The organism is Nocardiopsis sp. CNS-639 (assembly GCF_000381685.1).
Lineage (GTDB): Bacteria > Actinomycetota > Actinomycetes > Streptosporangiales > Streptosporangiaceae > Nocardiopsis > Nocardiopsis dassonvillei.
Genome location: NZ_KB906856.1, coordinates 216,920 through 241,518, shown reverse-complemented (window position 1 = coordinate 241,518; position 24,599 = coordinate 216,920). Strand labels below are relative to the sequence as shown.

At 75.8% G+C, this 24,599-nt stretch carries 8 protein-coding genes; 3 read left to right on the top strand and 5 right to left on the bottom strand.

Annotation, left to right across the window (positions count from 1 at the left end; genetic code table 11):
* Positions 1-35: 35 nt before the first annotated feature.
* Positions 36-9,824: a non-ribosomal peptide synthetase gene (locus tag G011_RS0106440; protein ID WP_019607755.1), complete on the bottom strand. Its 9,789-nt coding sequence runs from the start codon at positions 9,822-9,824 to the stop codon at positions 36-38.
* A gap of 1,155 nt (positions 9,825-10,979) precedes the next feature.
* Here G011_RS0106440 and G011_RS0106435 point away from each other — a divergent pair.
* From G011_RS0106435 to G011_RS0106425, 3 genes are read left to right on the top strand one after another with little or no spacing between them, the layout of a single operon-like run.
* The gene (locus G011_RS0106435; RefSeq protein ID WP_019607754.1) at positions 10,980-12,359 is read left to right on the top strand and encodes a serine hydrolase; all 1,380 of its coding nucleotides are present in this window, start codon (positions 10,980-10,982) and stop codon (positions 12,357-12,359) included.
* 37 nt (positions 12,360-12,396) lie between these two features.
* Positions 12,397-20,130: a non-ribosomal peptide synthetase gene (locus tag G011_RS0106430; RefSeq protein WP_019607753.1), complete on the top strand. Its 7,734-nt coding sequence runs from the start codon at positions 12,397-12,399 to the stop codon at positions 20,128-20,130.
* A 53-nt stretch (positions 20,131-20,183) separates the two neighbouring features.
* The gene (locus tag G011_RS0106425; protein WP_013155306.1) at positions 20,184-20,393 is read left to right on the top strand and encodes an MbtH family protein; all 210 of its coding nucleotides are present in this window, start codon (positions 20,184-20,186) and stop codon (positions 20,391-20,393) included.
* Between the two features lie 39 nt (positions 20,394-20,432).
* Here G011_RS0106425 and G011_RS0106420 read toward each other — a convergent pair whose 3' ends face one another.
* The 4 genes from G011_RS0106420 to cysS all read right to left on the bottom strand — a co-directional run bounded on the left by G011_RS0106420 (position 20,433) and on the right by cysS (position 24,431).
* Positions 20,433-21,455 (bottom strand): DNA topoisomerase IB, encoded by a 1,023-nt coding sequence (locus tag G011_RS0106420; RefSeq protein ID WP_019607752.1) that lies wholly within the window; start codon positions 21,453-21,455, stop codon positions 20,433-20,435.
* A gap of 52 nt (positions 21,456-21,507) precedes the next feature.
* Positions 21,508-21,798 carry a hypothetical protein gene (locus G011_RS0106415; protein WP_036552318.1) on the bottom strand — a complete coding sequence of 97 codons (291 nt, stop codon included), beginning with the start codon at positions 21,796-21,798 and terminating at the stop codon, positions 21,508-21,510.
* Positions 21,799-21,931: 133 nt separating this feature from the next.
* Entirely contained in the window at positions 21,932-22,894 is a 963-nt protein-coding gene (gene rlmB, locus G011_RS0106410; protein ID WP_019607750.1) for a 23S rRNA (guanosine(2251)-2'-O)-methyltransferase RlmB, read from the bottom strand.
* Positions 22,895-23,027: 133 nt separating this feature from the next.
* Positions 23,028-24,431: a cysteine--tRNA ligase gene (cysS, locus tag G011_RS0106405; protein WP_019607749.1), complete on the bottom strand. Its 1,404-nt coding sequence runs from the start codon at positions 24,429-24,431 to the stop codon at positions 23,028-23,030.
* Between the last annotated feature and the right edge of the window lie 168 nt (positions 24,432-24,599).

Here is a 24,599-nt window from a genome sequence, read left to right as displayed (position 1 = left end):
CGGGCGCCGCCGACCGGCGGCGCCCGGGCCCCGCGTCACATCTGTTCCAGCAGCACGTCCTCCACCGCCTCGGCGTAGGCGCGCACCGTCTGGTGGTCGAACAGCAGCCGGGTGGGCACCGTGACGTCCAGCAGGCGTTCGACCTCGCGCACCACCTGGAGGCTGCGCACCGAGTCACCGCCGATGTCGAAGAAGTTGTCGTCGCGCCCGATGCGCTCCAGCCCCAGGGTGCGCCCCCACACCTCGGCCACGGCCTCCTCGGTGGGGGTGCTCGGCTCGACGTGGACGGGCGCGGTGGCGCGCGCCCAGGCGGGTTCGGGCAGGCGGGCCCGGTCCACCTTGCCGTTGGCGTTGAGCGGCAGCGCCTCCAGCACGGTGACGGCCGCGGGCACCATGTAGGCGGGCAGCTCGCGGGCCAGGCGCTCGCGCACCGGCTCCGCGTCCACCTCCCCTCCGGTGACGTAGGCGACGAGCTGGCGTCCGCCGGTGGGTGCCTCGGCCACGAGCACCACGGCCTGGGCGACCCCGGGCCCACGGAGCAGGGCGGCCTCCACCTCGCCCGTCTCGATGCGGAACCCGCGCAGCTTCACCTGGCCGTCCGCGCGGCCCACGAAGACCAGACGTCCCTCGGCGGACCACCGCACCAGGTCGCCGGTGCGGTAGAGCCGCCCTCCGTCGCCGAAGGGGTCGGCCACGAAGCGCTCGGCGGTCAGGCCGGGCTGGCCGTCGTAGCCGCGCGCCGTCCCCGGCCCGGACAGGTACAGCTCGCCCACCGCGCCGGGCGGGACCGGGCGCAGGGCCCCGTCCAGGACGTGGGCGCCGGTGGCGTCCATGGGACGGCCGATCGGGCAGTGCCCGGCGTCGGCCTCCTCCGCGCTCAGCGGGGTGCACGTGGCGAAGGTGGTGGCCTCGGTGGGCCCGTACACGTGCACCAGCTCGGTGTCGGGGCATGTCCGGCGCACGCGGGCGAGGGAGGCCGGGTCGGCGGCCTCCCCGCCGGTCCACAGCTCGCGCAGCCCCGCGAAGCACTCCGGGTCCTGCTGGGCGAAGAGGTTGAACAGGGCGGTGGTGAGGAAGACCGCGCTGACCCCGTGCCGGGCGGTGTGCTCGCGCAGGGCGTCGGCGGAGACCGGCCCGTCCGCCACCACCGCGGTTCCGCCGTTGAGCAGCGGCACCCAGACCTCGTAGGTGGCGGCGTCGAAGGCGTGCGGGGAGTGGAACAGCACCCTGTCGTGGCCCTCGCGCCAGCGGGAGTCCGCGCTGAGGGCGACCACGGCCCGGTGGTCGACCACCACGCCCTTGGGCGTGCCCGTGGAGCCCGAGGTGAACATGACGTAGGCGGCGGTGTGCCCGTGCACCGGGCCCCGGCGGACACCGGCCTCGCCCTCGGCCCCACCCCCGGTTCCGGCGGTCGTACTCGCACCGGCTCCGGTTCCGACGTCAACACCAGGACCCGCGTCCCCGCCGACATCAACGGTCGCACCGACCCCGACTCCCGCACCGGTGGTCACACCCGGACCGCCGTCCGCACCACCGACAGCATCAGCCCCGGCACCAGCACCAGCACCAGCACCAGACAGCGTGCCGTCGGCGGCGTAACCCACCACCATCTCCACGTCCGCGCAGCGTTCGGCCATGCCGGGATCGGCCACGGCCACGCGCGCGCCCAGCGCGCTGGCCAGGGAGGCGACCCGCTCCGCCGGAACGGTCTCGTGCAGCGGCGCGTAGGCCGCCCCAGTGCGCAGGACGCCGAGCATGGCGGCCACCACCCGCGGCGAACGCGGCATGAGCAGCAGCACCCGGGACTCCGCGCCCACGCCCAGCGCGGCCAGGCGGTCGGCGACCCGGTCGGCCTCGGCGTCCAGCTCGGCGTAGGTCCACTCGCCGTCCGCGCCGACCAGGGCGGTCGCCTCGGGGTGGCGGGCGGCCCGCTCGGCGAACAGCGCGGTGACGGTGGCGGCGGGCGGCTCCTCACCGCCCCCGTCGGCCAGGGCCAGGGAGCGGGCCGGGTCGGCCCCGGCCACCCGGCCCAGGGGGCGTTCGGGATCCTCGGTGAGCGAGACCAGGATGCGCTCCAGGTCGCCCAGCAGGCGGTCCGCGGTCCCGGCGTCGAAGCACGCCGGGTCGTGCCCCAAGACCAGGCGCAGCCCGTCGGAGGCGTAGGCGCTCAGCGCGAGCGGGTAGTTGGTGGCCTCCACCGCGTTGACGAACCGGACCCGCAGCCCGTGTTCGGCGGCGGCGGCCTCGTCCACGGGGTAGTTCTCGAACACCACGACGCTGTCGAAGAGCGGGGTGTCCCCGGGAAGGCCCGCCTCGGCCTGCACCCGCGCCAGCGACAGGTGGTCCTGGGCCCGTGAGCGCGCCTGGTCCTCCTGGAGGCGGCGCAGCCACCGCGCCACGGGCTCGGCGGGGTCCACGGCCACGCGCACGGGCAGGGTGTTGATGAACAGGCCCACCGCGGCCTCCACCCCGGGCATGTCGTCGGGGCGTCCCGAGGTGGTGGCGCCGAAGACCACGTCGGCCCGCCCCGAGTACGCGGACAGCAGCAGGGCCCACGCGCCCTGGACCACGGCGTTGACGGTCAGGCCGTGGGCGCGGGCGAAGGCGTGCACGGCCCCGGCCCGCTCCGGCGCGAGGACGGCCTGGCTCCGGGCGCTGGAGCGGGCGGCGCGCAGTGCGGCGGGCGGCCGGTCGTAGGGCAGCGGCGTGGGCTCCGTGACGCCCTCCAGCACGCCCCGCCAGAAGGCGTGCCCCTCCTCCGCGTCGCGTCCGGCCAGGCGGCGCAGGTACTCCCGGAAGTCGGGGCGCGCGGCCGGGACGCCGCCCCGGTAGGCGGCCAGGACGTCCTCCATGACCAGGGGCAGGCTCCACCCGTCCAGGACGAGGTGGTGGAAGGTCCACACCAGGCGCACGGAGGCGTCGCCGGTGCGCAGCAGGGCCACCCGCAGGAGCGGGTCGCGGACGGGGTCCACGCCCCGGGCGGCGTCCTCGGCCAGGTGGTCGGCCAGGGCACGCTCGCGCTCCTCCTCCGCCGCGCCGCGCAGGTCCAGGTGTGCCACCTCGACGGGGACGGCGCGGTGCACGAGCAGGACCGGTTCGGACAGCCCCTCCCAGGCCACGCGGGCGCGCAGGACGGGGGTGGCCGCGACCACCCGCCGCCAGGCGCGGCCCAGGGCCCCGGGGTCGTCCACGCCGTCCAGGTCCACGACGACCTGCTCCAGGTAGGAGCCGGAGTCGGGCTCCAGGGCGGAGTGGAAGAACATGCCCTGCTGCATGGGGGTGAGCGGCCACACGTCCTGGACGTCGCGGCCGTCGCCGACGAGGCGGTCGACCTCGTCCTGCTCCAGGCGCACGAGCGGGAAGTCGGAGGGGGTGGCACCGCCGTGGGCGGGGTCCAGGCAGTGCTCGACCAGCGCGGCGAGTTCGGCGGCCATGGCCTCGGCGAGGCGGCGCACGGTGGCCGTGTCGTGGACGGTGGTGGCGTGGTACCAGTCGAAGACCAGGCGTTCGCCCTCGAAGCGGCCCACCACCTCGACCAGGTGGGCGCGCTCCTCGTCCGGGGAGTGCTCGCCGCCGGGGTTGAGCCGCATCGCGGTGTGCAGGGCGCCCCGGCCGGGGTCGGTGTCGAAGCGGCCCAGGTAGTTGAAGCTCACGCCGGGCGCGGGGTCGCGCTCCAGGCGGGCCCGCTGCTCCGGCGTGCCCAGGTGGCGCAGGGCGCCGTAGCCCAGACCGTTGCCGGGGACCGCGCGCAGCATCTCCTTGGTGGTGCGGATCCGCTGGGTCCGGTCGGGCCGGCCGGTGAGCACGACGGGGAACACGGTGGTGAACCAGCCCACGGTGCGCGAGGTGTCCAGGTCCTCGAACAGGTCCTCGCGGCCGTGCCCCTCCAGGTCCACGGGCACGCGCGCGGAGCCGGTCCACTCGCACAGCACCCGGCCCAGGGCGGACAGCAGCAGGTCGTTGACGCGGGTGCGGAAGGCCGCGGGCGCCTCGGCCAGCAGGCGGCGGGTGTCCTCCTCGGACAGCCCGGCGGTGACCACCTCCTGGTCGCGCACCAGGCCGTTGCCCCGGCCCGGAAGGTCGCGGGGCAGTGCGGCGCGGACGGCGGCGACCTCGGCCCAGGTGTCGAGTTCGGCGTCGAAGGCCCCCTCGGCGGTGTGCCGGGCCAGGCGGTCGGCCCACACGGAGAAGGGTGTGGTGCGCGGCCCCGGGTCCACGGGCGCACCCTCGGCGGCCTGGCGGTAGGCGGTGGCCAGGTCCTCCAGCAGCACCCTCCAGGACACCCCGTCCACGACGAGGTGGTGGGCGGTCAGCAGCAGCCGGGAGCCCTCGGGGCCGGAGTCGAGCAGGACGGCGGCGAAGACGGGGCCTCGGGCCAGGTCGAGGCCGCTGTGGGCGGCTCGAATGCTCTCCTCGGCCAGGTCGCGGGCCCGCCCGGGTTCGTGCCCGGACAGGTCGACCACGCTCAGCGGCGGGGCGGCCGTGCCGGGTTCGGCCACGCGCGGGCCGTCGCCGTCGCGGCGCAGACGCAGCATGTCGTGGTGGTCGGCGAGGGCGGCCAGGGCGGTGCGCAGGGCGCGCGGTTCCAGGGGCCGGGCGAGGTCGAGCAGCACGGACATGGCGAAGTGGTCGGGGGCCACGGGGTGGGTGCGGTCGAACCAGCCCATGACGGGCGTGGCGGTGAGCGGGCCGCTCACCGGCCCGGCGCCGGACGCGCCGGGCCGCCGCACCCGCGCCACCTCGGCCAGGGCGGCGACGCTGGGGTGGGAGAAGACGTCGCGGCTGCTCAGCTCCACACCGGCCAGGCGGGCCCGGGAGACCATCTGGATGCTGAGGATGGAGTCGCCGCCCAGGGCGAAGAAGTCGTCGTGCACGCCCACGCGCTCCACGGCCAGGACGGAGGCGAACACCTCGGCCAGGACGTGTTCGGTGTCGGTGCGGGGGGCGGTGTGCTCCCCGCCGTGCCCGGGGTCGGGCAGGGCGCGGCGGTCGACCTTGCCGTTGGCGGTCAGGGGCAGCGCGTCCAGGGCCACGACGGCGGCGGGGACCATGTAGCCGGGCAAGGTGCGGGCCAGGGCGCGGCGCCACTCCTCGGCGGCCTCCTCGTCCGCCTCCCCGGTCGAGGGCACGGCGTAGGCGAGGAGTCTGCGCCCGCCGCCGGGTGCGGCGCGCACGAGGGCGACGGCCTCGGCGACGCCCTCCAGGGCGAGCAGGGCGGCCTCGACCTCGCCGGGTTCGATCCGAAAGCCCCGGATCTTGACCTGGGAGTCGGCGCGGCCGACGTACTCCAGCTCCCCGGAGTTGTTCCAGCGCACCAGGTCGCCGGTGCGGTAGAGCCGTTCGCCGTCTCCCGCGGGGTCGGCCACGAAGCGCTCGGCGGTCAGTCCGGGGCGGCCCAGGTAGCCGCGGGCCACTCCGGCCCCGCCCACGTAGAGCTCCCCGACCGCGCCCGGGGGCACCGGGCGCAGGAGGGTGTCGAGCACCCGCGCGCGCATGCCGTCCAGGGGCGTGCCGATGGGCACGGTGCGCACCGGTTCCGCGGTGCGAGCGGCGGGGTGGTGGGCGGCGAAGGTGGTGGTCTCGGTGGGCCCGTAGCCGTTGGCGACCGCGGTGCCGGGGCAGGTCCGCAGCACCCGGTGCACGCTCGCGGGGCTGGCGGCCTCGCCCCCCGTGATGACCTCGCGCAGCGGGGCGAAGCAGGAGGGGTCCTGTGCGGCGTAGAGGTTGAACAGCGCGGCGGTGACGAAGGTCGAGGTGATCCGGTGGCGACGGGCCAGCGCGCCGAACTCCTCGGCGCTCATGCGTCCGGGCGGCGCGACGACCACGGCCCCGCCGCGCAGCAGCGGCGTCCAGATCTCGTAGGTGGCGGCGTCGAAGGCGTGCGAGGAGTGGAAGAGCACCCGCTCGTCGCGGCTCCCGCCCCACCGGGAGTCGCGCGCCAGGGCCACCACGTCGGCGTGTGTCACCGCCACGCCCTTGGGCTCTCCGGTGGAGCCGGAGGTGTGCATGACGTAGGCCAGCGCGCGCGGGTCGGCCTCGGGCAGGGGGTCCTCGGTCCGCACGGTCGGGTAGGGGCCGTGCCCGTCCAGGACCAGTACGCGCGCGTCGGTGCCCCCGGGCAGGCGGGAGCGCGAGGCGGTGTCGGTGACGATGACGCGCGCGCCGGTGCGGGCGAGCGTCCAGGCCACGCGTTCGGCGGGGTCGTCGGGGTGGACGGGGACGTAGGCTCCCCCGGCGCGCAGCACCGCGAGCATCGCGGTGACCACGTGCGGCCCCCGCTCCAGCAGCAGGGGCACGGCGTCCTCCGTGCCGACCCCCCAGGCCCGCAGCAGGCGGGCCAGGTCGGCGGAGCGGGCGTCGAGCTCGGCGTAGGTCAGCGCGGGGAAGTCGCCGACCAGGGCCGGGGCGCGGGGGGTGCGGGCGGCCTGCTCCGCGAACGCGGCGGTCACGGAGGCGGGCGCGCCCTGGGCGGGGGCGTGCTCCCAGGAGTCCAGGAGGGCGCGTTCGGCCTCGGGCCGCAGGTCCAGGGCGGCCAGGTCCAGGCCGGGGTCGGCGACGACGGCGTCGGCCAGCCGGGACAGGGTGTCGGCCAGGGCCGCCACGCGCCCGGCGTCGTACAGGTCGGTGTTGTACTCCACCGACAGGCGCAGGGCTCCGTCGCGTTCGGCGTACTCGAAGACCAGGTCGGCCAGGGCGGCGGTGCGCGGCAGGTCGACCTCCTCGGCGCGCAGGCCCTCCAGTTCCAGCCCGCCGGTGTGGGCGTTCTGGAGGACCATCAGCGCCTGGAACAGGGGTCCGCGGGCGGGGTCGCGCTCGGTGACCAGGGCGTCGACGACCCGGTCGAAGGGCATCTCGTGGGCGAGGGCGGCGTCGGCCTCGGCGCGCACCTGCCCGACGAACTCGGCAGCGGTGGTGCCCGGCCTCAGGCGCGAGCGGAGCACGACCGGGTTGACGAAGAAGCCGACCACGTCCTCCAACTGGGGGTGGTCGCGTCCGGCGGAGGCCGCGCCCAGGGCGACGTCGGCCGAGCCCGACGCGGCCGAGAGCACGGCCTGGGTCAGGGCGGCCAGGGTCGCGAAGAGCGTGGCGCCGCACGCCCCGCCCAGCGCGCGCAGGCCCCGGAGCTGGTCGGGGGTCAGGCGGGTGCGGTGCACGGCGCCGGCTGTGGTGCGCCGGACGGGCCGGGGGCGGTCGGTGGGCACGGCCAGCGGGGGTACGTCCTCCAGGACGCGCGCCCAGTACTCCAGGCGGCGCCGGGCCTCGGGCCCCTCCCAGCGGCCCTGCTCCCAGACGGCGAAGTCGGCGTAGTCGGTCTCCGCGCGGGTGTCGGGCTCCTCGCCGCGCACGGCGGCCCGGTAGTACGCGGCGAGGTCGCGGTGGAGCAGGTCGACCGACCAGCCGTCGCAGGCGATGTGGTGGGTGCTCAGGACCAGGACGTGGTCCCGCTCGTCCAGGCGCAGCAGCAGGGCGCGGGTGGGCGGCCCCGCCACGAGGTCGAAGGGGGTGTCCACCTCGCGCAGCAGGTGCCGGTGCAGCTCCCGCTCGCGGTCGGCCGGGTCGGCGGAGGGGATCTCGCGCACGGTGAGCAGGTCGGCGCGGGGTTCGCGCACGTACTGGATGGGCTCGCCGTCGACGGTGTCGTAGGTGGTGCGCAGGGCCTCGTGGCGTTGCTGGAGCAGTTCCAGGGCGCGGCCGAGCGCGGACACGTCGAGCGGTCCGCGCAGGCGGAAGGCGCTTCCGGTGTGGTACTCGGCGCTGTCGCCGTCGAGCTGGTGCAGGAACCACAGGCGGCGCTGGGCGGCCGACAGCGGCAGCGGTCGGCCGCGCCCGGCCGGGGCGATGGGCGCCTCGCGGCGCCCGGCGTCCTCGGCCGCGGCGATGCCCTCGGGGGTGGGGTGGCGGAACAGCGCGCGCGGGTCGAGGCCGGTGCCCAGGCGCTCGCCCAGGCGCCAGGCCACGCGGGCGGCGAGGATGGAGTCGCCGCCCAGTGCGAAGAAGTCGTCGCGGGCGCCGACGCGCTCCAGGCCCAGGGCCGCGGCGAACTCCTCGGCGGCGGCGCGCTCGGCGCCCTCGCGCGGCTCGACGTGGTCGGCGGCGGAGCGGACGGCGGGCGCGGGCAGGGCGCGGTGGTCGACCTTGCCGTTGGCGGTCAGGGGCAGCGCGTCCAGGGCCACGACGGCGGTGGGAACCATGTAACCGGGCAGGCGGTCGGCCAGGCGTTCGCGCAGGGCGCCGGTGTCGGCGGTACCGACGACGTAGCCGACCAGGACGCGCGCGCCCGGGGCGTCCTCGCGGACGGTGACCAGGGCCTGGGAGACGCCGTCCTGGGCCAGTAGCGCGGCCTCGATCTCCCCGGGTTCGATCCGAAAGCCCCGGATCTTGACCTGGGAGTCGGCGCGGCCGACGTACTCCAGCAGGCCGTCGGCGTCGCGGCGCACCAGGTCGCCGGTGCGGTAGAGCCGTCCACCGCCGCCGAGGGGGTCGGCCACGAAGCGCTCGGCGGTCAGTCCGGGACGGCCCAGGTAGCCGCGGGCCACCCCGGCCCCGCCCACGTAGAGCTCCCCGACCGCGCCCGGCGCGACCGGAACCAGCCGGTCGTCGAGCACCCGGGCGCACATCCCGTCGAGGGGCGTGCCTATGGGCACCGACAGCAGCGGGGGCCGGTCGCGGTCCACGGCGAAGTGCGTGGCGAAGGTGGTGGTCTCGGTGGGCCCGTAGCCGTTGGCGACCGCCGTGCCGGGGCAGGCGTCCAGCACGGCGCGGACCGCGCCGGGCGGGACGGCCTCTCCCCCGGCGATGACCTCGCGCAGCGGGGCGAAGCAGGAGGGGTCCTGGGCGGCGAACAGGTCGAACAGGGCGGCGGTGACGAAGGTGGAGGTGATCCGGTGGCGGCGCGCCAGCGCGCCGAACTCCCCGGCGGTGAGCCGCTGCGGCGGAGCGACGACCACGGCGCCGCCGCGCAGCAGCGGTACCCAGATCTCGTAGGTGGCGGCGTCGAAGGCGTGCGAGGAGTGCAGCAGCACGCGCCGGTCGCGGCCCCCTCCCCAGCGGGGGTCGTGCGCCAGGGCCACCACGTCGGCGTGCGTGACCGCCACGCCCTTGGGCTCTCCGGTGGAGCCGGACGTGTGCATGACGTAGGCCAGCGCGCGGGGGTGGGGGGCGGGCAGCTCCGGTCCGGTGACCCCGTCGGCGGAGCCGTCCCCGGTGGCACGGTCCCCGGTTGAGCCACCCCCGGCGGAGTCGCCCCTGGTGGCACGGCCCCCGGTTGAGCCGCCCCCGGCGGAGTCGCCCCTGGTGGCACCGTCCACGGCCGTGCCCTCCCCGGCGGCACCGTTCCGGGCCGCGCCGCCCCGTCCGTCCACTCCGGTCTCCGGGCCGCCCTCCGCGTCCAGGTCGATGATCCGGGCCAGGTCGGCCAGGCGGGCGGGCAGGCGGGGGCCGAGCGCGCGGTCGGTGAGCACCAGGCGCGCGCCGGTGCGCTCGGCGGCGGCGAGCACCCGCTCGGCGGGTTCGTCGGGGTGGACGGGCACGTAGGCGCCCCCGGCGCGCAGCACCGCGAGCATCGCGGTGACCACGTGCGGCCCCCGCTCCAGCGCGAGCAGGACGGTGCCCTCGGGTGCGAGCCCGCGGGCCAGCAGCAGGCGCGCCAGGTCGGCGGAGCGGGCGTCGAGCTCGGCGTAGGTCACCGTGGGGAAGCCGCCGAGCAGGGCCGGGGCGTCGGGGGTGCGGGCCGCCTGCGCGGCGAAGGCCTCCGGGACCGAGGAGGGCGGGGCCGTGTCCGCGGGGTCGGGGGCGGGACGGGTGGACTCCTGGGAGGACAGCACGTGACGGCTCCTGGCGCGTGTTCGGGAGGGAGGACGGCGGAGGGTCGGGTGTGGGGGCGGTGTGGGGATCCGGCCGCCCGCCGCCTCGGTGGTGGCGTGGCCGTCCGGCGGCGGGCGGGCGGACGCGAATCGGACCGCCATTCCCAGCGGACCGCCGGACGTCAACAGAGCGTGCCATACCGGCTTATCCAACCGGGCACTTTACCAAAAACACCTTCATCCAGATATTCCCTTCGACGACAGACAACCCCAGACCGATCACCTTGCACCACACGGAATACTCAAGCCCCAAATCAGACAAAATATGGCAAAAGCCATATTCATCAGATCGTGCCAGCACAAAGCCATGCAAAGCGAACAAAAGCCACACATGAGCGGAAGGTTTAGATACCGTACGGAGTGGTTAAATTACTCAAAGTAAAGGATCGGACAATACCTGTCCACATGCGGCCATCAGGGAAATTCCACCTCCGGACGCAGGTCAGCCCGTACGCACGCCCCCGACGTACGACACCGCCGAAACCGCGCCCCCGCCCCGGGCCCCGACGACCGCGCCCCGGCGCCGCCCCACGGGAGCGCACCGACCCGGGCGGGCACATCACCGCTGCTCAGGACCTCAACAAGGCCCATACCACACCCCGGAACCCAGTACACGGGTTACTCCACAAAAGACCGAACCGCGTTCACCCGACGATCCCTTCGGCCCCGCTCCCGCAGAAGAACCGCCGTTTCAGCGATCAAAACAGCGCATACGCGAACAGGAGCACTATTGACCGCAATCCCCCCTTCACCAGCACGAACGGGTGACAAGGAACACAATCACGCGGGTAAACCCAGGCCGTTGTCGACCGACGTCCACAACGCGACACGACCCTCCCATCCAAGCCTTCACCGTCCCGACCGGAAGGCGAACCCCCTGCTAACGGCGGGGATACACCGGGAAAAACACGAAGGCCTCGGTACGGGGCTAATGTCTTCACACCCCGGAAATCTCCTGGAAGGCCAGGACCGTATTCCCCGTCACCTGGTTCCCGACATATCCGAAACCCTTGCCAAGATTCGAAGCGATATGTGAGTATCCGTGGCACGTGCGGTGTACCGCCCCGTCCCCACCGAAGCGACCGGCCGCTCCCGTCCCGAGCGCCGGCCTTTCGGGTGCCCTCCGACTCCCACGAGGAGAACGTCGTGCGCGACGCCCTGTCCGACCTGCTCCGCCGGACCTCTCACCAGGCCGGCGTCCCCGGAGCCCAACTGGCGGTCTACCACCGCGGTGAGCTGCACACCTGCGCCACCGGGGTGGAGAACATCCAGACGGGGCGCCCCGTGGCGCCCGACTCGCTCTTCCCGATGGGGTCGGTGACCAAGACCGTCACCGCCGCCCTGGTCATGCAACTGGTGGAGGACGGAGACGTCGACCTCGACGCCCCGGTCCTGGACCACCTGGGCGGGGCCGCCCCCGACCACCCGCTGCGGGGCGCCACCCCCCGCCACCTGCTCAGCCACACCGCCGGGCTGGTCTCGGAGCGCTCCGAGACCGCGCCCGCGCCCTCCCTGCGCCGCTACGTCTCCTCGCTCGCGCCCGAGGACCGCGTCGCCGAGCCGGGCACGCTGTTCTCCTACTCCAACACCGGCTACGCCGTGGCGGGCCGGCTCGTGGAGACCGTCACCGGACAGAGCTGGTGGGAGACCGTGGAGTCACACCTGTGCGGCTCCACCGGCATGGAACTGGCGCCGGTCCTGACGCCGCGCCCCTTCCCCACCGCCGACCTGGTCACCGGGCACGCCGTCGACGGCGCGGGCCGGGCCCACCCGGTGGGCTTCCACATCGAGCCCGCGCTGGCCCCGGCCGGGGGCCTGGCCGCCAGCGCCACCGCCCTGGCCGCCTTCGGCCGCGCCTTCCTCGACCCCGAGCACGCCGCCCTGGACGGCGAGGTCGCCGCACCGGACGTGCTGCGCGAGATGGGCCGCTCGGTGAGCGTGGCCGACCCCTTCGGCCTGGCCGACGGCTGGGGCGCCGGCTGGTCGCTGCACCTGGCCGGTGACCGCCTGTGGTACGGCCACGACGGCACCCTGGACGGCGCCACCTGCAACCTGCGCGTGGACCCCGAGGGCGGCTCGGTGGTGGCGCTGACCACCAACGCCACCACCGGCGTGACCGCCTGGGAGCACGTGGTCCGCGGCCTGCGCGAGCTGGGGGTGGACGTGGGCCACTACCGCCAGCCCGACGCCGCGGCCGAGGGCACCGCCACCGGGCCCGGCCCGGACCGCGTCACGGGGCGCTACGGCAACGGCGGCCTGGCCGCCGAGGTCGTCCCGGGCCGGGACGGGTACCGGCTGGTCATGTCCAACGGCTTCGAGGGCGCGCTGTCCACCGGCCCGGGCGGCGCCTTCCGCGTCGTCTCCGAGCGCCACGGCGGGATCGCGCTCAGCGGGCGCTTCCTGGCCGACCCCGCCGAGCCCCGGCGCGCCACGGCGCTCCAGTACAACGGGCGCACCCTGCGCCTGAGCGGGCTCGCCGTGGGCCCCAACGCCTGATCCACTCCCTGCGCAGACGAGGACCGGCACAGCCACCATGAGCAGCGAAGCCACCGCCGACCCCACCACCGACGCCGCCCGGGCCAGGGCACGCGAGGAGGTCCTGCGCCGCCTGCGCTCGCGCGGCGGGAGCAGCCAGGACATCCCGCGCGTGCCCCGCGACCGCCCGGCCGCGCTGTCCTTCGCCCAGCAGCGGCTGTGGGTCCTGGAGCAGATGGCTCCCGGCCGCACCGACTACAACTCCGCCCTGGTGCTGCGGCTGACCGGGGACCTGGACGCCGGGGCGCTGCGGCGCTCCCTGACCGCGCTCGTGCACCGGCACGAGTCCCTGCGCACGACCTTCACCGAGGTGGACGGCGAGGGGCACCAGGTCATCGGCGCCCCCCGCGAGGTGGAGCTGCCGGTGACCGCCGCCGGGAGCCGCGAGGAGGCCGCCGAACTTGCGGCCCGCGAGTACGCCCTGCCCTTCGACCTGGAGCGCGGCCCCCTGATGCGGGCCAGGCTGCTGGCCGAGGGGCCCGGCGTCCACGTGCTGGTGCTGTGCCTGCACCACATCGTCACGGACGGCTGGTCCCTGGACCTGCTGCGCACCGAACTGGACACCCTCTACCGCGCCGCCACCGCCGACCCCGGGCGCGCGCCGGACTCCCTGGCCGAGGAGCTGGGCACGCCGCCCCTCCAGTACGCCGACTACGCCGCGTGGCAGCGCACGCGCCTGGACGGCCCCGCCCTGGACCGCTCGCTGGAGTACTGGCGCCGCAGGCTCGCCGACCCGCCCGTGCTCGAACTGCCCGCCGACCGGCCACGCCCGGCCGTGCGCGAGGGGGCGGGCGACACCCTGCCCTTCGCGCTGCCCGCACCTCTGACGGAGCGCCTCGAACGCCTGGCCGCCGACCACGGCACCCACCTGTCCACGGTGCTGCTGGCCGCGGCCCAGGTGACCGCGGCCCGCTGGAGCCGCAACCCCGACGTGGTGCTGGGCACCGTCGCCTCCGGCCGCGAGGACCGGCGGCTGCACGCGACGGCGGGCTTCTTCGTCAACACCCTGGCCGTGCGCCAGCACGTGGACGAGGAGCTGTCCTTCGGCGCGCTGCTCGACCGGACGCGCTCCGGGTTCCTCGCCGACCTCGACCACGGGGAGGTCCCCTTCGACACGGTCGTGGACGCCGTCCTGACCGAACGCGACCCCGCCGTGCCGCCGCTGGTGCAGGCCGCCGTGGTCTTCCAGAGCGCCCAGGGGCCCGAGGCGGGGCTGGGCGGCCTGGAGGCCGAGCCCGTGCCGGTGCGGCGCGGCCAGTCGGTCTTCGACCTGACCCTGGAGTTCCGCCCCGGGCCCGGCGGCGTCGCCGGTTCGGCCGAGTTCGACACCGCGCTGTTCGACCGCGCCACCGTGGAGCGCCTGGTCCAGGACCTGGTGCGGGTGCTGGAGAACGCCGAGGACCCCCGACCGCTGCGCGCCGTGGCGCTGGTCGGCCCCGAGCGGGCCGGGGAGCTGGAGCGCTCCTGGACCGGGGAGCCCGGGCCCCGGCCGCGGAGCCTGCCCGAGCTGTTCGCCGAGCGGGCGCGTCTGCGCCCCGACGACCCCGCCCTGGTCGGCGCGGACCGCACCGTCTCCTTCGCCGAGGCGGACGGGCGGGCCGCGCGCCTGGCCCGGCGGCTGCGCGAACTCGGCGTGGCGCGGGGCGACCGCGTCGGCGTGTGCGTGGAGCGCGGCCCGGCCCTGGCCGAGGCCCTGCTGGGAGTGGTGTACGCGGGGGCGGTCTACGTCCCCCTGGACCCGGAGTACCCGAAGGAGCGGCTGGCCGCGATCCTCGACGACGCCGAGCCGCGCGCGGTGGTCGCCGACGCCGCGGGCGCCCGTCGCCTCCCCGGGGGCGGTCCGCTGGTGGACGCGGCCGACCCCGACGTGGACCGCGCGGAGCCGCTGCGCGAGCGCGTCCTACCCGAGGACCCCGCCTACCTCATCTACACCTCCGGCTCCACCGGAAGGCCCAAGGGCGTCCTGGTGGCGCACCGCGGCCTGGCCGCCCTGGCCGCCTTCCAGGGCGAGCGCATGCGCGTGGGCCCCGGTTCGCGGTTGCTCCAGTTCGCCTCCCCCAGCTTCGACGCGGCCATCGCCGAGCTGGTGGTGGCGCTGCTCAACGGCGCGGCCGCCGTGCTGCTGCCGCGGCCCTCCCTGGCGGGCGAGGGCCTGCCCCGCGCCCTGCGCGAGCACCGCGTCACCCACGTGACCCTGCCGCCCGCGCTGCTGCCCGGCCTGTCCCCCGACGAGCTGGGCCCGGTGGAGCACCTGCTCGTCGCGGGCGAGGCCTGCCCCGGCGAGCAGGTCGCCCGCTTCTGCGGCGACCGGGCCGTGTACAACGGCTACGGCCCCACCGAGTCCACCGTGTGCACCACCCTCAGCGCGCCGCTGACGGACGGCGGCATCCCTCCCCTGGGCGACCCCGCGACGGGCACCCGCGTACGGGTCCTGGACCGCTGGCTGCGCCCGGTGCCCGACGGCGTCCCCGGCGAGCTCTACATCAGCGGCGACGGGCTGGCGCACGGCTACCTCAACCTGCCCGGCACCACCGCCGCCCGCTTCGTCGCCGACCCGGACGCCGAGGGCGGGCGCATGTACCGCTCCGGCGACCTGGTCCGCCGCGTCGGCGGGCGGCTGGAGTTCCTCGGCCGCACCGACGACCAGGTCAAGATCCGCGGCCACCGGGTGGAGCCGGGCGAGGTCGAGCACGCCCTCACCCGCCTGCCCGGGGTCGAACGGGCCGTGGTCGTGGTCGACGGCACCGGAGCCTCGCGCCGCCTGGTCGCCTACGCCGTCCCCTCCCCCGGGCACGCGCCGACCCCCGCCGACCTGGAGCGGGCCGCCCGCGTGCTCCCCGCCTACATGGTCCCGGCGGCCTTCGTCGTGCTGGAGAGCGTCCCGGTCACCGCCAACGGCAAGACCGACCGGCGCGCCCTGCCCGCCGTGGACTGGGCCGCGCGCTCCGGTACAGGGCACACGGCCCCGCGCAACCGCGTGGAGCGGGAGCTGGCCCGGGTGTGGTGCTCCCTGCTGGGCCTGGAACGCGTCGGCGTGCACGACGACTTCTTCCGCGTGGGCGGCGACTCCGTCACCGGCGTGCGCGTGCTCGCCCGCGCCGCCGAGCGGCTGGGCTCCCGGCCCCCGCTGCGCGCGCTGTTCGAGCGGCCCACCATCGCGGCGCTGGCCGAGCTCTACGACGGCTCCGGCGACCGCCGCGACGCGCCCGCGCGGACGGAGCGCCAGGGCCCCGCGCCCCTGTCCGCCGCCCAGCGCCGGATGTGGTTCCTGGACCAGTACTCGCCCGGAGGGTCCGGGTACAACTCCGGCGGCGCGCTGCGCCTGACCGGTGAACTGGACACCGCGGCGCTGGAGCGGGCCCTGCACGCCCTGTCCGCGCGCCACGAGGCGCTGCGCACGGTCTTCCCGTCCCGGGACGGCACGCCGCACCAGGTCGTGCTCCCCGATTCCGGTCTGACCGTGGAGAGGGTCGGGCTGGACGGCCCGCCCGGCGCCGGACGCGAGGAGCGGCTGGACGCTCTGCTGGAGGAGTTCGCCGCGCGGCCCTTCGACCTGGCCCGTGGACCCCTGACCCGGGTCCTGCTGGTGCGCGTGGACGAGGGCGACCACGTCCTCTCCGTCGCCATGCACCACATCGTCACCGACGCCTGGTCGATGTCGGTGCTCTTCGGGGACCTGGGCGCGCTCTACGAGGCCGCCCGCGAGCGGCCCGGCATCCCGGCCGACGCGCTGCCCGGCGCCGCGGGCCTGGAGCCGGTGGGCCTGCGCGCCACCGACGTGGCCGTGTGGCAGGAGGAGCGGGCCCGCTCGGGCGCCTTCGAGGAACACCTGCGGTACTGGCGCGAGCAGCTCGCCGGGGTGGAGCCCCTGGCGCTGCCGACCGACCGGCCCCGGCCCGCCCGGCGGCGCGGCCTCGGCGCCGCGCGCGCCTTCGAGGTCCCCGCGCGGGTGCGCGAGGGCGTCCGCGCGCTGGAGTCCGAGCACGGCCTGACGCTGTTCATGGTGCTGGCCGCCGCCACCGCGGTGACCCTCGCCCGCCACAGCGGCCAGCGCGACCTCGTGCTGGGCACGGTGACCTCCGGACGCGACGACGCGGCCCTGGAGAACACGGTCGGGTTCTTCGTCGACACCGTGGCCCTGCGCCTGCGGGTGGACCCCGACGCGAGCGCGGCCTCGCTGCTCGCCGACGTGCGCGAGACCGTCCTGGCCGCGTTCGAGCACGGCGAGGTGCCCTTCGACGGCGTCGTGGACGCGACCGGGCAGGAGCGCGACCCCTCCCGCCCCACCCTGGTCCAGGCGCTGGTCACCCTGCGCAACACACCGGGCGCCCCCTGGCGGGTCGGCGGACTCCGCGCGCGCCCGCACGACGTCGCCCACCGGCACACCCAGTTCGACCTGACGGTGGAGTTCGCGGAGGAGGACGGGCGGCTGCTGGGCGCGGTGGAGTACGACACCGACCTGTTCGACGCCCGCACCGCCGACCGGATCGCCCACCACCTGACCGCCGTCCTGGACCTGCTCTCCCGTGCGCCCGGGGCGCCCGTGCGCTCCCTGGCCCCCGCGCCCGCCCCGGAGGAGGCCGAGGCCCTGCGGTCCTGGGGCACCGGCGCGCCCGGCCACCCCCCGGCCTCGGTGCCCGGCGTGTTCGGCGAGCGGGCGCGCGAGAACCCCGACCACCCGGCCCTGGCGGGCCCCGGCACGGCGGTGACCTACGCCGAACTGGACCGCGCCTCGGCGGCCCTGGCGGCGCGGCTGCGCTCGCTGGGGGTGGGGGCCGAGACGCCCGTGCCCCTGCTGCTGGAGCGGGGGCCGCACGTGGTCACCGCGATGCTCGCGGTGCTGCGCGCCGGGGGCGCCTACGTCCCGGTGCACGCCGACGACCCCGCCGAACGCGTCCGCCTGCTGGTCGCCGAGACGGGGGCGCCCTGCGTGATCACCGACGCCGCCTCCGCCGACCGGGTGCCGCCGACCTGCACGGCGGTGCTGGTCGACGCCGCCGACGCCGCACCGGCCACGGACGTCGGGGCGCGTGGACTGGACGGCGCCCGCCCCGACCAGCTCGCCTACGTCATGTACACCTCCGGTTCCAGCGGCGCGCCCAAGGGCGTGGCGGTGACCCACGCCGACGTGGTGCGCCTGGCCGCGGACCGGCGCTGGTCCGGCGGGCACGCCCGGCGCACGCTCTTCCACTCCTCACACGCCTTCGACGCCGCCACCTACGAGATCTGGGCGGCGCTGCTGACCGGCGGCACCGTCGTGGTGGCCCCGCCGGGGCGCCTGGACGCGGACGGCTTCGCCGCCCTGGTGTCGGAGCACCGGGTCAGCGCCACCTTCGTCACCGCGGCGCTGTTCAACCTCTACGCCGCGCAGGACCCCTCCTGCTTCACCGGGATGGAGCAGGTCATCACCGGGGGCGAGGCGGCCAGCCCGCACGCGGTGGAGCGGGTGCGCCGAGCCTGCCCGGACACGATCGTGGCCAACGGCTACGGGCCCACCGAGACCACCACCTTCGCCGCCCACCACGCGCTGCCCCGGGAGGGAGCCACGCCCGAACCGGTGCCGATCGGCCGCCCCCTGGACGGCACCCGGCTGCACGTGCTGGACGAGCGGCTGCGGCCGGTCCCGGTGGGCGCGGTCGGCGAGCTGTACGTGGGCGGCCGGGTCACCCGCGGCTACCACGGCCGCCCCGGGCTGACCGCCGAGCGCTTCGTGGCCGACCCCTTCGGCGTCGGCGGGCGGCTCTACCGCACCGGCGACCTGGTGCGCTGGAACAACTCCGGCGAGCTGGAGTACACCGGCCGCGCCGACGCCCAGGTCAAGCTGCGGGGCTTTCGCATCGAACCCGGGGAGGTGGAGGCGGCCCTGCTGCGCCTGCCCGACGTGGCGCAGGCCACCGTCCAGGTGCACCGCTCCGCCTCCGGAGCGCGCGGCCTGGTCGCCTACGCGGTCCGCGCTCCGGGAGCGGACGCGGACCTGCCGGACCTGCGCGAGCGGCTGCGCCGGACCCTGCCCGACTACATGGTCCCGGGCGCCGTGGTGTTCCTGGACGCCATCCCCCTCAACGCCAACGGCAAGGTGGACCGGGCCGCCCTGCCCGAGCCCGCCGAGCCCGGGGAGCGCGCCGCCCCGGACGCGGCCCCGCGCGGCGCCGTCGAGGAGGCGCTCGCGGGCATCTGGGCGGAGCTGCTGCGGGTCGCGGAGGTGGGCCGCCACGACAACTTCTTCTCGCTGGGCGGCGACTCGATCCTGAGCATCCAGATGGTCTCGCGGGTGCGCGAGGCCGGATGGAACATCACCACGCGCGACGCCTTCCTGCACCAGACGGTCGCCGACCTGGCCGCCGCGGCCGAGCGGGGCGGGGCGGCGGACGGCGCGGCCGTGCGGATCCCGGTCACCGGGACCGTCCCGCCCACGCCGGTGGAGCGCTGGTTCCTGCGCACCCGCACGCGCCGCCCCGAGCACTTCGACATGTCGCTGCTGTTCGAGGCCGCCGAGGGCACCGACCCGCGGCTGTGGGCTCGGGCCGCCGACAGCCTGCCCGCGCACCACGACATGCTGCGGCTGCGGGTCACCGACACCGCGGACGGCCCGCGCGGACACCTGGACGCCGACGCGGCGCCCGGCGCCAGGGTGGTGCGCGTGGACGGCGGCGACGGGGAGCTGGAGCGGGCGGTGGAGCGCGAGGCCCTGCGCGAGCGCCCCGCCAAGCGGCTCGCGGAGGGGCCCCTGTTCGAGGCGGTGGTGTTCGACCCGGGCGGGCGCCGGGCTCCGCGCGTGCTGCTGTCGGCGCACCACCTGGTGGTCGACGCCGTGTCCTGGCGGGTGCTGCTGGAGGACCTGGCCACCGCCTACGGGCAGCTGGAGCGCGGGGAGGCGGTGGACCTGGGAGCGCCCACCACCCCCTTCCCCGAATGGGCGCGCCGCCTCGGGGACCACACCGCCCGGGGCGCCTTCGACGGGGACGCCGGTTACTGGGCCGACCTCGCGACCCGGGCCGCGGACGCCCGCCTGCCGGTGGAGCTGGACTCGGGCCCCAACGACGTGGCCTCCCAGCGGATCGTCACGGCCTCCCTGTCGACGGAGGAGACCGAGGCGCTGCTGCGCCGGGTGCCCGGCACACTGCGCAGCAGCATCGACGACGTGCTGCTCGGCGCGCTGGGCCGGGTGCTGACCGACTGGAGCGGCGACCCCCGCCTGCTGGTGGCCAAGGAGGGCCACGGCCGCGAGGACCTGTTCGACGACGTGGACCTGTCCCGCACGGTGGGCTGGTTCACCGCCATCCACCCGGTGCTGCTGGAGGTCCCCCCGGGCACCGGCACGGCCGAGGCGGTGGCCGCCGCCCGGGCCCAGCGGCGGGCGGCGCCGGAGGCGATCGGGTTCGGGGCGCTGCGCGAGCTGGGCGGCGACGGGGTTCCGGCTCCGCTGGCCGCGATGCCCGAACCCCGGGTGGCCTTCAACTACCTGGGGCGGTTCGGCGACCAGGACGGCGGCCCCGTGGGGCGTCTGCTGCCCCTGCCGCCGTGCGACCACGCCCCCCAGGAGGAGCGCACCGGCCTGTTCGACGTGACCGGCGGCGTCACCGGCGGGCGGTTGGAGTTCTCCTGGACCTACTCGGCCAACCGGCACCGGCCCGAGACGGTGCGGGCCCTGGCCGACGAGTACACCGAACGGCTGCGCGGCCTCGTGCGCGAGGCCGGGCGGGGGCGCGCGCGGAACCGCCGGGCGCGCTGACCGTGCCGCGCGAACGGCGCGCGGCACCCACGACGACAAGGAGACGGAACGACGTGAGCAACCCCTTCGACGACGAGGACGCCCGCTTCCTCGTGCTGGTCAACGACGAGGGCCAGCACTCCCTGTGGCCCGCGTTCGCCGAGGTGCCCCGGGGCTGGCGGGTGGCGCAGGGCGAGACCTCCCGGGCCGAGGCACTGGAGTACGTGGAGCGCGAGTGGACCGACCTGCGCCCGGCGAGCCTGATCGCCGCGCAGGAGGGCTGAACCCGCCGGGGGCGCGCGGGTCCGGTGCGCCCCCGGCCCTCAGGCGTCGCCGTTGTCGCGCAGCATGCGCAGCACCGCCTCCTCCACCCCGCCCTGGGTGGCGAGTTCGCCCGAGGACGCCTCACCGCCCAGTTCGGGCAGCGCCCCGGCGATCGTCACACCCCGCTCGTGCAGCCGGAAGACGCGGGGGTCGATGTAGGAGTCCCGGGCCACCGCCTCGGTGTTGCCCAGGTAGTCGGCCACCTCGCGGACCACGTGGGTCCTCAGCCGGGCCAGGGCCCTGTCGTCCTCGGGCGGCACGGCCACCGCCACCCCGACCGCGGCCAGGACCGTCGCGTGCCAGGTGCGGAACTCCTTGACCGTGTGCTCCTCCCCGGCTACCTCGCGCAGGTAGGAGTTGAGGTCGTCGGTGTTCACGTCGTGCCAGTCGTCGCCGACGCGGTAGGCGAACAGGTCCTGCCCCGGTGAGCGGACGCGCTGGAGGCCGGAGACCACCCGGCAGATCTCGGGTTCGGCGCACTCGACGCGCTGGTCCTGGCCGGACTTGCCGGGGAACTCGAACACCACCGTGCCGCGTCTGCGGTGGACGTGCTCGCGCAGCAGGCTCGCCACCCCGTAGGAGTCGTTGCGGGCGGCGTAGGCGTCGCCCCCCGCCCGCAGGAAGCCGAGGTCGATCAGGCGGACGGCCGCGGCCAGAACGCGCTCGCGCCGCAATCCGCGGCGGCCCAGGTGCTCGGCCAGCGTGCCGCGGATCCTGGGGAGCAGTTCGGCGAAGTCGAGCATCCGGTCGTACTTGGCCTCCTCGCTCCGGCGCCGCCACTCGGCGTGGTAGAGGTACTGGCGGCGGCCCGCGTCGTCGGTGCCGCACGCCTGGATGTGCCCCTCGGGCGAGGGGCAGATCCACACGTCGTGCCAGCCCGGGGGCACGACGAGTTCCTTGATGCGCCGGATCTGGTCGGGGTCGGTGACCGGCTTGCCGTCCGGGCCGTGGTAGCTGTGGCCGCGGCCGCGGCGACGCCTGGTGATCCCCGGCTCGGCCGGGTCGCTGCGCCGCAGGCTCATACCGGGGCCTCCTCACGGACGACCATGCGCGTTCCCCGAACCGTTCGCCCGCTCAGGACGGGCCCCGGCCGGGCGGGCGCTCCGGGCTCTCGGGCACCGCCCGCGCGTCGGCGGCGTCGGCGGTGTCCTCGCCGCCCTCGGGCCCGGGGTCCCGGTGCGCCTCATCGCCTCCCTCGGCCGAGTGCAGGCGGTCCTTCAACAGCTCCAGCACCCGCATCCGGCCGGAGTGGCTCTCCTCGTAGGCGATCAGCTCGCGCACCCGCTCCGCGGGGAGGGAGCGGACGCGTTCGTCCAGGTCCCGGAGTGAGAGGTCCTCGTAGCCGGGGACAGGAGGAGTCGCCATGCCGCCCACCCGCTTCCTCTGCGATGGTCAGGTGCAGCAGCACAGCTACCCGCGGGGCCGGAGCGGAAAACGAGAGCGCGGACCCGCCCCGCTCCGCGTGCGCGGAGCCGGACGGGTCCGGCGCGGGGCGCTGCTACCCCTTCGCTGCGGAGCGGCGGCGGGCCACCTCGTAGAGGGACACCCCGGCGGCCACGGAGGCGTTCAGCGACTCCGCGTTGCCGATCGGGATGCTCGCGACCACGTCGCAGGCCTCGCGCACCAGGCGGGACAGGCCCTTGCCCTCGGAGCCGATCACGATGACCAGCGGGCCGGTGGCCAGCTCCAAGTCCGGGATGGGGGTGTCGCCGCCGGCGTCGAGGCCGACGACGAACACGCCCTCCTTCTTGTAGCCCTCCAGCGCGCGGGTCAGGTTGGTGGCCTGGGCCACGGGCAGCCGGGCGAGGGTGCCCGCGGAGGTCTTCCAGGCGGTGAGGTTGACCCCGGCCGAGCGGCGCTCGGGGATGAGCAGGCCGTGCGCGTTGAACGCGGCGGCCGAACGCGCGATGGCGCCGAGGTTGTGCGGGTCGGTCACCCCGTCCAGGGCCACGATCAGCGCCGGGGTGTCGGACTCCAGCGCCGTGTCCAGCAGGGCCTCGGGCGCGCGGTACTGGTAGGGGCGCACCTGGAGCGCGAGCCCCTGGTGGGCCGCGCCGGGCTGGCCGTTGCTCTCGCAGCGGCGGTCGAGCTCGGTCTTGGTGACCTCCAACACGTCCAGGCCGCGCTCACCGGCGATCCGGGCCGCCTCGTTGACGCGCTCGTCCGGGTCGAGGCTGTTGGCCAGGAACAGGCGGGTGGCGGGCATGCCGACGCGCAGCGCCTCCACCACCGGGTTGCGCCCCACCAGCAGGTCGGAGGCGTCCGCACGGCGGCGCTCCCCCTGCTGCGGGCCCCGGGCCTGGCCTCCGGAGTCGGGGCGGCGGGCGGCCCTGGCCCGCTGCTTGCCCTCGTACCAGTGCCGCTGCTCGGCGGGCAGGGTGCCGCTCTTGCCCTCCAGCGAGCGGCGGCCCTTGCCTCCGCTGCCCTTGGTCGGGCCCTTCTTGCTCTTCTTCGCCGGCATGGTCGCCGCCTCCCCGTCAGTGTCGCGGGCATGCCGGAGGCGCGTGGCATCCGGCTGGTGGAATATGGCCTGCCAACGTGAACGCGGCGGCAAACTCCCAGACTAACGCCGCCGCGCCACCGCCCGGGCCGCCTCAGTCGCGGCGCAGGTCCCAGCGCGGGCCCTCGGGGGTGTCCTCGACCACGACGCCCGCCCCAGCGAGCTGGTCGCGGATCGCGTCGGCCGCCGCGTAGTCCTTGCGGCCGCGGGCGGCCTGGCGCTGCTCCAGGGCGACCGCCACCAGGGCGTCCACGACCTCGCGCAGCCCCTGGTCCCCGCCGGTGGCCCACTGCTCCCCGAGCGGGTCCAGGCCCAGGACGCCGAGCATGGTGCGCAGCTCACCGGCGATCTCGGCGGCCTGCTCCTTGCCGCCCGCCGCCAGCGCCGTGTTGCCCTCGCGGACGTGGCCGTGCACGACGGCGAGCGCCTGGGAGACCCCGAGGTCGTCGTTGAGCGCGGACGCGAACTCCGCGGGGACGTCCGCGGCCGGGACGACCTCGCCCAGCACCTCGACGGCGCGGGTGAGGAAGCCCTCGATGCGCTGGTAGGCGGTGGCCGCCTCCTGGAGGGCGGCGTCGGAGTAGTCGATGACCGAGCGGTAGTGCACCTGGCCCAGGTAGTACCGCAGCTCGACCGGGCGCACCTTGCGCACCATCTGCGGGATGAGCAGGGAGTTGCCCAGCGACTTGCTCATCTTCTCGCCGCCGACGACGAGGAGCCCGTTGTGCAGCCAGTACTGGGCGAAGCCGTCCCCGGCCGCGCGGGACTGGGCGAGCTCGTTCTCGTGGTGCGGGAAGACCAGGTCCAGGCCGCCGCCGTGGATGTCGAAGCTGGGGCCCAGGTACTTGGTGGCCATGGCCGAGCACTCCAGGTGCCAGCCGGGGCGTCCGCGCCCCCACGGGGTGTGCCAGCTGGGCTCGCCCGGCTTGGCGCCCTTCCACAGGGCGAAGTCGCGGGGGTCGCGCTTGTCGCGGTCCGCGTCGCAGTCGGCCGACTCCACGACCTGGTCCAGGCGCTGGTTGGACAGGCCCCCGTAGGGCGGGTAGGAGCGCACGTCGAAGTAGACGTCGCCGGAGCCGTCGGAGGCGGCGTAGGCGTGGCCCGCGTCGATGAGGCGGTGCATGAGGTCGATCATCTCGGGCACGTGCCCGGTGGCCCGCGGCTCGACGGTGGGCGGCAGGCAGCCCAGGATCTCGTACGCGTGCGTGAAGGCGCGCTGGTTGCGCTCGCTGACCTGCCACCACGGCACGCCCTCGTCCGACGCGACCCGGATGATCTTGTCGTCGATGTCGGTGACGTTGCGGCAGAAGGTGACGTCGTACCCCAGGTGCGTCAACCAGCGGCGCAGGATGTCGAAGTTCACCCCGGAGCGGATGTGCCCGATGTGCGGGGGTGCCTGCACCGTGGCACCACACAGGTACAGGGAGGCGGCCCCCTCGCGCAGCGGGACGAACTCGCGGACCTGTCGGGCACTGGTGTCGTAGAAGCGCAGACTCACGTTGTCAAGCGTATCCCCTTTCCCTTCGCAACGACGTCACAAACCAGGGACTCCCAGGTGGGAGAAGTCCTCCCGGACATCCCCAAGTGCGTATATGTGATTGGCCGTATTCGGACGCACGAGGTGTGAGATAACCCTGACCGGAAGTCCGTTCCCAGGGTTCTCCCG